The sequence below is a fragment of the uncultured Parabacteroides sp. genome, from assembly GCF_902493135.1.
GTDB lineage: Bacteria > Bacteroidota > Bacteroidia > Bacteroidales > Tannerellaceae > Parabacteroides.
The window spans coordinates 22,644-38,196 of record NZ_CABUOD010000030.1; the positions used below are offsets into that span (position 1 = coordinate 22,644).

At 42.9% G+C, this 15,553-nt stretch carries 9 protein-coding genes; 4 read left to right on the top strand and 5 right to left on the bottom strand.

Annotated features, from left to right (window positions below; translation table 11 throughout):
• Nucleotide 1 precedes the first annotated feature (1 nt).
• Complete coding sequence (locus tag RDN79_RS13375; RefSeq protein ID WP_298551996.1) at nt 2-1,435, top strand: hypothetical protein; 1,434 nt, start codon at nt 2-4, stop codon at nt 1,433-1,435.
• Between the two features lie 125 nt (nt 1,436-1,560).
• On the opposite strand, the gene RDN79_RS13380 is transcribed toward RDN79_RS13375, so the two are convergent.
• The 3 genes from RDN79_RS13380 to RDN79_RS13390 form a co-directional block, all read right to left on the bottom strand.
• Nucleotides 1,561-3,240, bottom strand: a complete 1,680-nt coding sequence (locus tag RDN79_RS13380) for a RagB/SusD family nutrient uptake outer membrane protein (RefSeq protein WP_298551993.1) — start codon at nt 3,238-3,240, stop codon at nt 1,561-1,563.
• Nucleotides 3,241-3,259: 19 nt separating this feature from the next.
• On the bottom strand, nt 3,260-6,808 hold the full coding sequence (locus tag RDN79_RS13385; RefSeq protein ID WP_298551991.1) for a TonB-dependent receptor: 3,549 nt from the start codon (nt 6,806-6,808) through the stop codon (nt 3,260-3,262).
• Between the two features lie 268 nt (nt 6,809-7,076).
• The gene (locus RDN79_RS13390; RefSeq protein ID WP_255489075.1) at nt 7,077-8,105 is read right to left on the bottom strand and encodes a metallophosphoesterase family protein; all 1,029 of its coding nucleotides are present in this window, start codon (nt 8,103-8,105) and stop codon (nt 7,077-7,079) included.
• A gap of 374 nt (nt 8,106-8,479) precedes the next feature.
• Between RDN79_RS13390 and RDN79_RS13395 the strand changes: the two genes are divergently transcribed.
• On the top strand, nt 8,480-10,024 hold the full coding sequence (locus RDN79_RS13395) for an ADP-ribosylglycohydrolase family protein (RefSeq protein ID WP_186929466.1): 1,545 nt from the start codon (nt 8,480-8,482) through the stop codon (nt 10,022-10,024).
• A 349-nt stretch (nt 10,025-10,373) separates the two neighbouring features.
• Complete coding sequence (locus tag RDN79_RS13400; protein ID WP_298551988.1) at nt 10,374-11,222, top strand: AraC family transcriptional regulator; 849 nt, start codon at nt 10,374-10,376, stop codon at nt 11,220-11,222.
• A 13-nt stretch (nt 11,223-11,235) separates the two neighbouring features.
• On the opposite strand, the gene RDN79_RS13405 is transcribed toward RDN79_RS13400, so the two are convergent.
• Together RDN79_RS13405 and typA are read right to left on the bottom strand one after the other, a co-directional pair.
• Nucleotides 11,236-12,846, bottom strand: coding sequence for a dipeptidase (locus RDN79_RS13405; protein WP_374044518.1), 1,611 nt, complete (start codon nt 12,844-12,846; stop codon nt 11,236-11,238).
• A 455-nt stretch (nt 12,847-13,301) separates the two neighbouring features.
• Nucleotides 13,302-15,098, bottom strand: a complete 1,797-nt coding sequence (typA, locus tag RDN79_RS13410; protein ID WP_298551984.1) for a translational GTPase TypA — start codon at nt 15,096-15,098, stop codon at nt 13,302-13,304.
• A 171-nt stretch (nt 15,099-15,269) separates the two neighbouring features.
• On the opposite strand from typA, the gene rpsO reads away from it, so the two are divergent.
• Nucleotides 15,270-15,539, top strand: a complete 270-nt coding sequence (rpsO, locus tag RDN79_RS13415) for a 30S ribosomal protein S15 (protein WP_186929463.1) — start codon at nt 15,270-15,272, stop codon at nt 15,537-15,539.
• Nucleotides 15,540-15,553 lie beyond the last annotated feature (14 nt).

Sequence of the window (15,553 nt, forward strand, 5' to 3'; positions counted from 1 at the left end):
GATGAAATCCAAAAACTATATATGGAGTATTTTGCTTATATGGGCATCCTGTTCGCAACCAGATAAAGAGACAAGTATCTTGGTTGGCTCCTGTCCGAATATTTTTCCTGATTATGTCGGAGTAACTATTCCGTACAATATAGCTCCGCTAAACTTTTCAACAGTTGCGCCTGAAGAAGACATAAAGGTCGCATCGTTTGAAACCAAAGGTTTAAGATTTGAAGTAAAAGCGAACAAAGGTTTTATTGATATTCCGATAAAGAAATGGAAAGCTCTTCTGGAAAAATCAAAAGGAGATTCAATAGCTGTACAAATCACGAGCAGCAAACAAGGGCAAAGCTATTCCTATCATCCTTTTTATATCTACGTTTCCCAACATCCAGTAGACCGATACATTGCCTATCGGCTCATCGAGCCTTTATATGCATTATGGAATGAGATGGGGCTTTATCAGCGCGACCTGGAATCATTTAAAGAGACTCCTATTTACGAAAACAAATTGACTGCACATAATTGTGTAAATTGTCACTCTTTCTGTTCCCATTCAGCAGGAAAGATGTTATTTCACATGAGAGGAGAATACAACGGGACGGTTTTAATCGATGGTAACAATATCGAATTTATAGATTTTAAAGCACAAAGCGGCCAAAATATGGTTTATCCATCCTGGCATCCTTCCGGGAGATTTATTGCATTCTCAACCAACGACACCTATCAAGGGCTGCATCCAAGCCAGCGTATAGAAGTATATGACCGTAGTTCAGACATCGTCATTTGCGACCTCAAAACCCGGAAGATATTATCACCCTCCATACTTTCATCTCCCAACTATTTGGAAACTTTCCCTTCATTTTCACCTGACGGGACAACCCTTTATTACTGTTCAGCTTCAACTCAAACAGTACCTGATTCCATATCCAAACTCCGGTATAGCCTATGCAGTATATCGTTCGATCCTGAAAACGGTTCTTTGGGGCAAACCGACACGTTATACAATGCCGATATACAAGGTGGCAGTATTTCTTTTCCCCGCATATCGCCTGATGGAAACTTTTTAATGTATACACAATCCCAATACGCAACTTTCCCTATTTGGCACAACGATGCAGATTTACACCAAATAGACCTTCGGAATAACCAACAGATATCATTATCTGAAATTAATAGTGAGAAATCCGAAAGTTACCATTCGTGGTCTTCGAATAGCCATTGGGTTGTTTTCTCCAGTAGACGCATCGATGGGCTGCATACCCGCCTTTATATTACCCATATCGATAAAAAAGGGAAAGCATCGAAACCATTCTTATTGCCTCAAAAGAAAAAAGATTTTTACAAACTAAGTATGAAGTCTTACAATATTCCCGAATTCGTAAAAGATCGGATTCCTGTTCATCAAGCGACCAAAATAGCCCAAAAAGCGAAAGAGCATAAATAGACATCCGCAACAATGTTAATGCCATTGCCATAGGGTATCCACTGGGAAAAAGGGCTTCTTCGGATGCTTACAAAAAAAGGCTGCCCATCACGGACAGCCCTTTCACAACTGAGATTAAATATCTGTTATTTTCTATTCACATTTGCCCAATACTGATTCGTCTGAGTTTCCTGTTCCGGGATCTCCCATGTCATGTGGTCAATAGTGACTGCGGTTGTGCTCCAATGATTAGATCCCTCATAAACGGGGGCTTGATTCCAACGTTTACTATTCCAGAAATTCCAACCATTTTCTCCCCAACATTCAATTCGCCATTGCAACTTGCACATGTCAAGTGCAGACATTCCCTGCATAGCCGGATAGTTATCACAAGTCAACGTAGGAGTTCCTGCTTTTGTACGAGCAGCCAGCAACTTATTCAAAGTCGCTTTCGCACCAGATTCATCACCGCTCTGTGCTTGGGCTTCTGCCATCATCAACAATACTTCTGATGTACGATAGATAATCACATCAGAGTTAGAACGATCGTGACGACGGGATGACTCATCAGAAGCAATGGATGCTGCCCATTTCAAACAGGTATAAGCAGGAATGGCAGTAGGATACCAGGCAGTATCTCCATTTTCTATGGCAAAATAGGGGAAAGTTGCAGTTTCTGTTGTAAAACGTTCTTTGCGATAGTCATTATCAGCCATTTTCGACCATAACGCATTATCAATCTGGAAATAGGCCGTATTCACCATATCAGAGCCAGTTTTAAGCACATTATAATAGGTCCAAGTGTAAATGTTAGCATCATTGGCCCAACCAAAAAGGCATTCCGGGTTCTTAGCTACAGACATAAACGCATTGTCATCAGCTTTGATATCATCCGTTTTATTACAAAAACCGGCCATACGGTCATTGGATGCTCCATAAGCAGATTCCGGAATAAATTCCCAACCGTAATTATCCAATACATCTTTACATGCCGCAATGACTGTTTGATAATCTCCCGTCCATAAAGCGGATTTTGCTAAAAAATACTGCGCCAAACCAAGGTCAATATCGACGGCCGTATCATGATCTTTAGCTTTTGTATAACCATAACCGGACTCCTGAAACAGGCGAACAGCATCTTTGAGGTCTGTCAAAATAAAATTCCATGATTCTTCCGCTGAAGAAGGAGCTACAACATCCTGATAACCATAGTTTGTATAAAGAGGCATGCCATAACCTTCTTTTCCACCATGCAAATATGCTTTCGTAAAACGTTCCATCAACTGCAAATATCCCATGCCACGCAGTGTCAATGCCATAGCTTTATATTCTTTCAACAAGGAACTTTCTCCAACCACCTCGTCACTCAGAAACATCAACACCTTATTGGCATTACTAATCGACAAAGAAGGAGAACACCAATAACCATAGCATTCAGAAGTCTGATTGGCTCCCCAATATTTCAGATCCGGACTGTTTCTATAGTATTGGCCCCAACCGGAAGAATGGCGGGCGCCATCACCATACACGATATCACCACATTGCAAATTACGGTAAATATTATTATGCACCCATTCGTTATCAATAGACATATTCGTAAAGCCACCACTCATGATAGCGTTGCGTACGACAACATATCCTTTCAAATTGGCCGTCAAACCGCCTAATATCAATTCACGTTCTTCATCCGTACCGTTTTTCAATAAATCTTCAATCTGCTCATCCGAAAAGTTATTTGGATTGTGGACATCCAACTTGGAATCACAAGCAGTCAGCACAGAAACGATAGCCAAAGTGCCACAGAAATATTTAATATATTTTTTCATTTTTCGCTTCATTTTATAATTAAAATTCAAGATTCAAACCCAAAGAGATCGTGCGCATAGTCGGATAGATATACTGACTAACTTCCAAACCTCCAGTCATTGACATGGCAGGATCCACACCTTTCTTTGCTGAAATATAGAACAAGTTATCCGCAGATGCATAAACACGCAATCTACTGATGCCAGCCTTATTCAAGAGAACTTTCGGGATTGTATAGCCCAATGTAATATTCTTCATACGCAAATAAGAAGCAGAAAACAATGACATATCGGTATATTTCCAAGAACCGGTCGTCGAACCATCATAATATATAGTAGAATTATTCGATGCCCAGATCATTGGGAAATAAGCCCCCGTATTATTTTCCGGATCATACGTGCTACCAATCAAATCAGTAGATTGGGGTTGTGCAGAACGAGACAAGAAAGAGGAACGATAAAGGCCATTAGCATATTCGACAGACATAAATTTACCGCCGAACTGATAAGCAAAAATAGCTTGAAGGTCAAAATCTTTATATCGCAAGGAAGTAGTCAAACCTCCAATCCATTTGGGCGTTGCACTCCCCATTTCATACATGGATGCATCCGAAGAAACCGTAGTCTTCACACTTTCACCTTGTTTATAGTTTGCATAACGGCCACCTGATGCTCCATTATGGACATCATCATATGTCACACGATGCCAATACATTGGCAAACCTGATTCCTGATCGACACCTGCATATTTGTACAAATACAAGTTATACCAGTCGCGTCCTTCACCACGCAAGTAAAATACTCCGGATGCATTGGCTGTCCCAGCGCCAGACCAACCGTCGCCGTTTGCAGTCCATGTCCCTTTTGGAAGATCCATCGTTTCATTCCATGCCGGAATTGTCGATGCCGGGACTTCCTTCAAAATCGTTTTATAGTGAGTACCATTAATACCTACGTTCCAAGTCCAATCCTTTGTACGAATAATATCAGCCGACAGATCAATTTCAAAACCACGGTTACGTAGTTTGGCTGAATTCCGTTGCCGCGTCGTATTACCACCATTTGCCAGATAAGAGATCGGCTCGTTATAAAAAGAATTGGTGGTCAAACTGTTATAAAAGTCCAACGAACCCGATACACGGCCTCCCAATACAGAGAAATCCAAACCGACATCAGTTGTATGGACATTTTCCCATGTCAAGTCTTCATTGACCAAACCGCCATAACCTATAGAATAGGTTTTTGCCGTACCTGTACCATTTGAGCTTGTATTCCATGATCCGACGCCATAAGACCAAGTATGGTATCCATAATCGGCAGCACCATTCTGGTTACCGATCACACCATAACTTAAGCGCAACTTGGCATTATCCAACCAGCTTTTCGTCCCTTCCATAAAACTCTCAGAGGTGAAGCGCCAACCAGCACCGACTGAATAGAATACGCCCCATTTGTCTTTAGCAAACTTAGAAGAACCATCAGCACGGACAGATCCCGACAAATAATACTTCTCATCATAATTATAATTAGCACGTGCAAAATAAGATTCCATACGGACAGTACCCAAGCTCCATCCCGGAGTAGCCAAAGTAGATACATTTGTATAACGGCTGACAAAGTTACCCGGAGAGATAAAGCCTGCAATCAATTCATCTGAAGATCCCCAGTTCAATTGGTCATAACTATTATCATTATATTCGTGGCCAACCATAGCATCAACATGATGTTTCGCGATATCTTTGTTATAACTTAACATCTGTTGGGTATTCAGAATCGTTCTTACATATTTTTGAATACCGATACCTCCATTATTAGGAGAACCCAAAGAACTTAAACCACTACGATATTTCATCATACGGTTAGCATGCTGGTCATAAGAGAAATTGACGGTAGCCTTGAAATCTCCAAATACAAAATCAGCATACACACGCGAAGTCCATAAATCAACTTTATTCTGATTGATATTCTGATCAATATCATAAAGAATGTCTCCAGCAACACGGTTGCCTTCTGTTGTCCCAACAGGAGAATAAGTAGCACCGGGATAACCGGCTTCCACTTTATTGCCATGCTCATCCAACACATAATTGCCAAGTGCATCACGTGCCCAAATCGAGACAATTGGGTGAGTAGCATTAGCATACATCATCACATTACCTGAAGCAGCACCGGGGTTACGTCCCCATTTTGTAGACATAGAATTGGTGACCGTATGAGTATATCCTACGTTTGCACCGACTTTCAACCATTTAAATAATTCAGCATCTACGTTAGCACGGCCTGAATAACGTTCAAAATCGGAAGCACGTACAAAAGAAGGTTCATCCAAATAGCCCAATGAAGCATAATATCTTATCTTGTCCGTACCTCCGCTGGCTGAAACATCATATTGCTGACGGAAATTTGTTTGCAACAATTGATCTGCATAAGTATCACCATCCCGATACAAATACGAAGCATTCGGATTTAACCGTCCATCAGTATTAACCAAATAAGCGCCAGTCATGGTAGCAGCAGCCGAAGCTCCCGCTCCTTCCATCGTATAAATAGCCCCCGGAACATTGTATGCCATCCAGTTACCCAAACCATTACGGGTAAAGTTCTGTTCACTATTGGCCGCACCAGCCACATAATTAAACAGGTGTTGGCTTGCAAATTCAGCTGCAGCCTCATGCGTATAGTTCGGATTTTTAACATTCGTGTACGGGACTCCGTTCGAATCTACGCCAGGAAGACCTGTTCCGTTTACACCATAACGATACGAATTGTAAATAGCTTTCCAGTAGTATTCATAATAATCAGAAGCTTTTGTCATGCCTGAAGTATTAAACCGTCCTACTGAGTTCCAACCCCAACGAGCATCAAAGCTGATACGAGTCTGGCCGCTTTTACCTTTTTTGGTTGTCACCAATACCACCCCGTTCGCTCCACGAGATCCATAAAGAGCTGTAGATGCAGCGTCCTTCAAAACCGTAATACTCTCGATATCGGATGAATTCAAGTTAGACAACGGATTTTCATTCTGGGCTGGAACACCATCAATTACAATCAATGCACTCGCACTACCCCCATTTGCAGAACTGACACCACGTACACGGATCCCCATATCGACCCCCGGCTGACCATCTGTTGCAGCCACCTGCAAACCAGGGACAGATCCCTCCAGCATTTTGGATGCAGAGCCCGAACTCTGAACCACCAACACTTTTGAATCTATGGCGCTCATCGATCCCGTCAAATCTTTTTTCTTCGCTGTACCATAAGCAACGACAACAACCTCTTCCAACTGTTCCGAATCTTCCGACATACGAATATTCAAGAACTTTTGATTACCCACTTTCACTTCTTGAGTCTTATACCCGATAAATGAAAATACCAAAACAGCATTACTTCCTCCAGGAATATTAGGAAGTGTAAAAGTTCCATCAGCCCCTGTCATGGTTCCAATAGCCTGACCTTTTACAGCAATATTGACACCTGGCATTTCTATTCCCAAGTCATCTACCACCTTTCCTGAAATTGAAATCTGAGCAAATGCTTGCAACCCCATACAGAGGGAACATAGCAATAATAGAATTCGATTTCTCATAATTTCACAAACTTTATTAGGTTAAACATATTTATTTTTGGCAAAATTCTACTTTTATGCTCTTTAATATCATAAAAAAATGATATTTTTATCCTATTTTTTGGCGAATTAGAATATTGTTCAAAATTTCGTATAATCCGGAAAAGTCACAAAATACTGATTTACAATTCAAAAACTAAAAAAGCGAACCGTGCAAGAAGAGTAGTATATCCCTTATCTACAATATGGCAAAAGGCAATCGATCAATGTGAAAAAATCATTTTCTTTTCTATTTTTTCCCAAACCGATTCATAAAATCTTCCGGATAACGCAAATCTTGAACAACTTCTCCACCATAGACACGTATCCATGAACGAAAGCTTTTCGTTCCATCCGTCAATTCAATCACGCGAGCACCATTCGGCTTCAGGTCGTTATAGACCGTATCGCACCCACTAAACCGTCCAAAAATAAAAAACATCCTGTTCCATAAAGTTGCACAATCATTATCATGGTCATGCCCGACAAAAATAGCATCGATATCTTTCATTTCTTTCATTGAGACAAACAGGCCGGAACTAACATTGGCTGAAGCGACAAGTTCACCTTTAATCCCCCGTGTCTCACTATAAACATCATCTTGCATTGCCCTTTTATGTTCCAACAAAGGAATATGAAAAAAAGCAAATGACGGTATCGGTTCACCTCCGTTCATTTTAGCAAAAACCTCACTTTGTTTCCGATACCAAGCTATCTGATCAAATCGAATATGGTCATACCCCTTTATTCCTTCTATTTTAGAATAAGCATTCGAATCAAAGAGATAAAAAACCCGGCTGATTTTACCATTAGCTGATGAAGCAAGCGTTATTACCGCGTTCGTCTCTCCGTGTATGCCTTCTACCTTTGTATTGATATTATAAGGTATGGACTTGACAATATCCAACATCTGCGCCCGCGTCCGGTCAAATTCCTCGTCATGATTGCCAAATGTGACGGCAAAAGGAATTTTACGTATAGAAATAGGAGCCAAGATTTCACGTATGGACTTCTCTGCTGGTTTCCCAAAAACCACATCTCCGGTATGAATAACCAAATCAGGCTTCTCCAAGTCTAACATTTGGTTGACATTATCCAATGCACGAACAGATTTCGGATCTCCTGCGACATAGTGCGTATCCGTCAACTGTAAGATTTTAAACTTGCCCTCTTTATTAAAAAAGAACTTCCGCGCAGAATCATCCTCTTGTTCAGGAAAATTCTCCCTTGCCAGGACAGCAGTACTTGCAACAGCATCAGCAAAAATCAATCCGCCCATAGCCGAACCTTTTATAAAATTTCTCCGATTCATTCCACCTTTCATTATAGATGATCTATCATCCCTCGTTACAAATATTTTTAATTGAGCGCAATATTAAAAAGCATGAACCTGCTATTCATTATATTTTTGACATAATTTATTAGCTTTTTGACACCGCAATCTATTCTTTATCCATTTTCAGCACCGGAAACAAAATCATCAAATCACTAATTAATAGCACATTAAATCTTTTTTTCAATCAACCATCCTAAATTGGGTTTATCTTTTCCATTTTAAATTGAATAAAAAGAAAAAGAACCTATTATTACTTTTGTCAAGTCATCCAATAACAATAATTCCATATAAAATAAAACATAAAAAAACAATTTATCATGAAACACGAAATCCTACCACTCTTGGTAATCAGTCTGGCAACAGGGATACTCTCTTGCTCGCAACAACCGCCCAAAGAAGCTGACAGCATTCCCCAAACCATAACTATCAGTAAAGAAAAACTATTAGACAAAATCAAAGGCGGTTGGGCAGGGCAAACCATTGGCGTGGCATATGGCGGTCCGACTGAATTCCGTTACCGAAGCGCCATGATTCAAGACTACGTTCCTATCACCTATAATGACGGATGTATCAAAGGCTATTTCGATCATTTTCCAGCATTGTTCGACGACATCTATATGGATCTGACTTTCGTAGAAGTATTCGAACGTTTAGGGATGGATGCGCCGACCGATTCTTTTGCATACGCATTCGCTCACGCCGATTATGGACTTTGGCACGCCAATCAGGCAGCTCGCTACAACATCATAAATGGAATTATGCCTCCCGAATCCGGACACTGGTTAAACAATCCGCATGCAGACGACATCGATTACCAAATTGAAGCTGATTTTGCCGGCTTGATGACACCGGGTATGCCGAATGCTTCATGCGAGATATCCGACAGGATAGGACATATCATGAATTATGGTGACGGATGGTACGGAGGTGTCTATATCGGAGCCATGTATTCACTTGCTTTCATTTCCGACGACATCAACTTTGTTGTCAAAGAAGCCTTGAAGACGATTCCGGAAGATAGCCGCTTCCATAAGTGCATGAGCGACGTGATCCGTTGGCACGAACAATATCCGGATGACTGGAAGCAGACGTGGGCAGAATGTGAAAAAAAATGGAACCAGGATATCGGTTGTCCGGAAGGCACATTACGTCCTTATAATATTGATGCTGTCATCAACTGCGCCTACGTTATAATGGGATTATTGTACGGGCAAGGTGATTTTTATAAAACAATGGATGTTTCGACACGTTGCGGACAAGATTCCGACTGTAACCCCGCATCGGCTGCCGGTATCTTGGCAACAATGCAAGGGTATAGCCGGATATCCGAATACTGGATGAAAAATTTGCGTGAAGTGGAAGACATCAACTTCGCCTATACAAACATGTCTTTAAACCAAGTCTACCAAACCTCTTTCAAACATGCCTTGCAAATGATCGAACGCAATGGAGGCAGCATTAAGGACGACGAAATCACAATTGCCTGCCAAGCGCCCGTCCCGGTTCGTTTTGAACAAGGATTCGAAGGCTTGTTCCCAATCGGACGTCAAGACATAAAAAAAGATTTGAAGGACATAGAAAAATTTGAATTTGAAGGGACAGGAATCGTATTTACCGGTTATCTCCGAGGCGAGAAAAACTATATAGCCCAAGTCGAAATGCATATCGATGGGGAAATGGCCGAAAGAGCCAATCTTCCTATCGGCAAGAATCATCGCGTCGATCTTTTCTGGAAATACCAACTTCCAAAAGGCAAACATATCGTCACCTTCAAATGGATGAATCCGAATTCAAAAACGAAAATTCATTTCAGCGATGCTCTTATCTACTCTGATGGTCCGCTTCCTGTAGCTCATCAATAAAAACACTCAAATTCCAGCCAACAACCGGATAGGCTCTTCGTAACAGGGAGTTGGCTGGTTACAATAAAGGACAGACAAATCAACACGTCAAAAACATGAAATGCAAAAAACAGCAAGTAAATTTGTATTTCAAGAATGACGTTGAATATGAAATCATGAATCTAATGCATAAGTATAGTCACAATATATTGGATATCGATACAAACAAATAGTTAATATATTGAGAAATAAATGATACATTTGTACAAGCAATTATAACACCATAAAGAAACATCAGATGGATTTCGAATACAATAAACACAATGTCATAAAATACTTACCCACAAATAAAGACAAAGACATCTGGGAAATGTCAATCAGTGGTGTAGGATTCCAATCTGTCAAGCCCAAAGACAGCTATCCTCCGAAAGGCCATCCGATCGGATATACCTTTAATCCTGAACGCGGACGGATAATAGACGAATTCACATTAGTATATATTACAAGAGGAGAGGGGAAATTCCAATCCGTCAACTGCCCCGAAGAGAAAATAACAAAGGGGGACGCTTTCCTCCTATTCCCTGGAGAATGGCATACTTACCAACCGACTAAAAACATAGGATGGGATGAATATTTCGTAGCCTTCCGGGGAGAATATTTCGACAAACTACTCAATAAGATCATCCACCATGAGACTCCCATTTTCCATATCGGTATAAATGACCAAATAGTCAAGCATTTCGGCGAAATGCTTGACTGTGCCTGGGCACAGAAGGCCGGATTCCAAGCAGTCCTGTCTGGAATCATGATGCACATGATCGGCTTGATCTACTCGATTAGCAAAAACCAGGATTACGGGTCGGCCTCCATGCAAAAGATCCAGGAAGCATGCGTACTGATGCGGGAAAACATTTACAACAAGTTTACACCGGAAGACATTGCCGGCTCCATCAACATGAGCTATTCCAACTTCAGAAAGTCGTTCAAGCAATACACCGGGATCGCCCCTCACCAATATATGCTACAACTAAAGCTTAGTAAAGTCAAAGATCTGCTGAGCAGTACGGAAATGTCGATCCAGGACATCGCAATGAAGCTCAATTTCGAATCGGCCGACTATTTCTCTTACTTTTTCAGGAGCAAAACAGGCATAAACCCACTCTCTTACCGCAAAGAAATCGAAAAGCAGCGGGAAAAAGCCAAGAAAAATTCACTGTAAAGGGTTTCTTTCTTTAGAAACCCCGACCGAACTTATGCCAAAGCTGTCCTTCCATTTCCTCCCAACAACGCAAGGTCGAATAGATAAAATCGAACGAATAACGGGTAAGATAAGCTTGAGCTTCGTCTTTCTTGCCTTCCTGGATAAGGGCCGATACCTTGTTTTGTATCAGGGGCATTTCGTCTACAGCCTTCTGCTCGAAAGAGAGAACGGCAGGCTCGATCAGTTTGCGGCCATGCCCCCAACTCACTTGCGCCAGGCGGTTCGTACGCCGGTAAATCCAAAGGGCGGCATCAGGCCGGTAACGCTTATGCCCGCATACCTTAAAACTTTCGGGAACATCCGTCATCCCGGCAAACAACGGAACACGGGGGCTTTCGCCCGGATTATCTTCCGACCACCAGCAAACGCCTCCCACCTCGTCCGGCAGCCAGTCACGGCACTGGATCACAAACGAATAAGCACACCAGACAACCGATATCGTCCGCTGTTTCCCTATCTTCTTTTCACCCCGCTGCGCATTCAAGAATTCAAACATGTCGTTCGTCATCCAGTTTTGAGCCAGCGGGCTTTTATAGGTCGTGTCGCGCTCGGTTCCGTCTTTATCCTTGATCTTCTTCGTTACCATCATGTCCTTCGTCATATCCCATTCCGTACCTTCATACGTTTCACGCAGCAAGCGGTTCATATCCGCCAGGGAGACTTTCCGTTCAGGCTTGACCGACAAAGGAAGCTCCTCCATGTCCATCGTCAAGTTCAAAGAAGGAGCCAGCGTTTTCAAAACAAAAAAGTCCCGGACGGTAAAAGGTTTCTTCCCTGTTTCATGGATAACTTTCCAGAACTTGAAAGGCTCTTTCCCATCCCAATACCCTAACTTGCGAGCTTTCTCTTTCAGCCCTTCGCTATACATATAATTATCCTCATCCTTGAAATCGACATCGGAAATACGAGGCGTATTGGCCGAAACCGTCACATGGTCGTCCGGTATGCGCCGGGCGACCCACAAAGCCCCCATATCTTCCGGCCCCGCACCCGTAATCTCGAAAAACCAAAGTTCCTTTTTATCGGCGACCGTCAGGCATTCGCCACCGTCACGATAACCGTATTGTTCCGCCAGGCGTCCCATGAGCAAGACCGCCTCACGTGCCGTGCTGCAACGTTGCAAAGCAATTCCCTGCAAATCCTCGATATGGAACAAGCCTTTCGGATTGCGTAGTTCCTTACGCCCGACGATGGTTGTCTCGCCCATCGCCAATTGCTTCTCGTTCATGCAAGGATAACCGGTATTCAGGTAAGCGAATGTATAAGAGACCTGCGGGATAGAACCTTTCAGCTTAACTCCCAACCGGTCGTTTTTGCTTTCCGTGTGACGCAGATCCCAATAGATATCGAGTTTTGCCGTGTCAGGCCAGTTTTGTGCCGGCACTATTTCCATCCAGGTACGCGAGGTCCCGTCACAAGTCTGCGAGGTCATGACCGAACCATCGTCCGTCGCCAGTTTACCGGCTGCGATACTTGTACAACTTTCATCCGGATTTGTCAATTCCACTACACGATCCTGAGCCGAGAGGGATGTCACGGCACAACAAAGGCACGCGATTGCCTTATATATCTTTTCCTTCATCATCTATTTGTAAAGCTTATCATTTCGGGTGGCAAATATAAGACATTCCATATTTCCCGAATCCTTCTTGCCTTTTTATTAATAATAAGAATTATATACGAATCATAAATCTCCGCTTCATCTCAAAAAGCCCTGATAATAGATCAGATATATAAGATTACAAACAGGCTGAACCCATATCTTTGTAAATTTATCTACTTCACTGCGTCCACCCAGTTTCTCATCGGTATGAGAATCTTTTCCCATACCGATGAGAAACTTTTCCCCCGCTGATGAGAAACTTTTCTCATGCTGGTGAGAATAAATTCTCACGCTTTTAAAAAATGCCGAGAAAACCGTACGAAAAAATCGTTCCATAACGGAAGCGAGCGAATCTTTACAATATATTAAAGAAAAAGCCGGGAGTAAATGCTACTCCCGGCTTTTCGATATATTCTTTGTTTCAAAACAACTTCTTATCTTCCCTGACGCTTACGTTCGAGTTCATCAAGAATGATCTTGCGCATACGCATGCTGTTCGGGGTGATTTCCACATATTCATCACCTTTAATATATTCAAGGGCATCTTCCAGGCTGAACACCGTAGGAGGAGCCAGCGAAACTTTATCATCCGAACCGGAAGCACGCATATTCGTCAGCTTCTTCGATTTCGTTACGTTCACAACCAAATCATTATCTTTCGTATGCTCGCCAACTACCTGGCCGGCATATACCTCCTCCTGGGGAGCGATAAAGAAACGTCCGCGGGATTGCAGGTTGTTCAAGGCATAAGCATAGGCAGTGCCTGTTTCCATCGCGATGATAGAACCGTTCGTACGGCGTTCGATCTCACCCTTCCACGGTTGATATTCGAGGAAACGGTGCGCCATGATCGCCTCACCGGCGGATGCAGTCAGAACAGCATTGTTCAAACCGATAATACCGCGGGAAGGAATCGTGAACTCCAGGTGCATACGGTCGTTCTTGCTCTCCATCATCGTCATTTCGCCCTTACGCTTGGTTACCATATCGATGATACGGCTGGAACATTCTTCCGGCAGGTTGACTGTCAACTGTTCGACCGGTTCGCATTTCTCGCCGTTGATTTCCTTGATAATAACCTGCGGCTGGCCAACCTGCAACTCGTAACCTTCGCGACGCATGGTTTCGATCAGGACAGACAAGTGAAGCACGCCGCGTCCATACACCAACCACGAATCGGCAGAATCTGTCGGAACCACACGCAGGGCGAGGTTCTTGTCCAGTTCCTTCATCAAGCGGTCGTAGATATGGCGGGATGTCACGAACTTGCCATCCTTGCCGAAGAACGGGGAGTTGTTGATCGTAAACAACATAGACATTGTCGGTTCGTCGATGGCGATCGTCGGCAGCGGTTCCGGATCATTGGCATCGGCAATCGTTTCACCGATTTCGAAACCATCCACACCGATAACTGCACAAATGTCGCCAGACTGGACAGCGTCTACTTTCGTACGTCCCAGCCCTTCGAACACGTCGATTTCCTTGATCTTCGATTTCACCATCGAGCCGTCACGCTTGCAAAGCATGATGTCCTGTCCTTCGCGCAGTTCGCCACGATGCACGCGGCCCACGGCGATACGGCCCACATATTTGGAATAGTCCAATGAAGTGATCAACATCTGGGATGCGCCTTCCAATACCTGGGGTTCCGGAATATACTGGATGATGGCATCCAGCAAAGCGGTAATATCTTCCTTCGGCTCTTTCCAGTCTTCCGACATCCAGCCCTGCTTGGCAGAACCATAGATCGTCGGGAAGTCGAGCTGTTCTTCCGTCGCGTCGAGACTGAACATCAGGTCGAACACCATTTCCTGCACCTCTTCCGGGCGGCAATTCGGTTTGTCTACCTTATTAATAACCACAATCGGTTTCAGTCCCAACTGGATAGCCTTCTGAAGCACGAAGCGGGTCTGCGGCATCGGACCTTCGAAAGCATCGACCAGCAACAGGCAACCGTCGGCCATGTTCAATACGCGTTCCACTTCACCTCCGAAATCGGCGTGGCCCGGAGTATCGATAATGTTGATTTTATAACCTTTATAATTAATAGAGACATTTTTGGCAAGGATCGTAATCCCTCGTTCGCGTTCCAGGTCGTTATTGTCCAGGAACTGATCCGGCTCTGCCTGTCCTTCACGGAAAAGCTTACCGGCTAATAACATCTTATCCACGAGCGTTGTCTTACCGTGGTCTACGTGCGCGATAATCGCGATGTTTCTAATCTTTTGCATTGAAAACTAATTTATTGGCCGCAAAATTACAATAAATTTGCGAGAAGTATATGACATTGATGCTTCAAAATAAAAAAAGATGCATAAAAAGATTTGTCAATCGAAAAGGAATGTCTACCTTTGTCCCCGCTTAGATAACATAGTATTAATTTATTAAAGTACACAAGAATCATGTTTTTAGATTCAGCAAAGAAAAAAGAGATTTTCGAAAAGTATGGCAAGTCTGCGACCAACACAGGTTCTGCAGAAAGCCAGATCGCACTGTTCACAATCCGTATCGCACATTTGACAGAACACCTGAAGGTTAATCACAAAGACCATAGCTCCGAAAGAGCTCTGAAGATGCTGGTAGGTAAACGTCGTCGTTTACTGGATTACCTGATCAAGGTGGATATCGAAAGATACCGCGCCATCATCAAAGAGCTTGGCATCAGAAAGTAAGAAACAATTTCTTC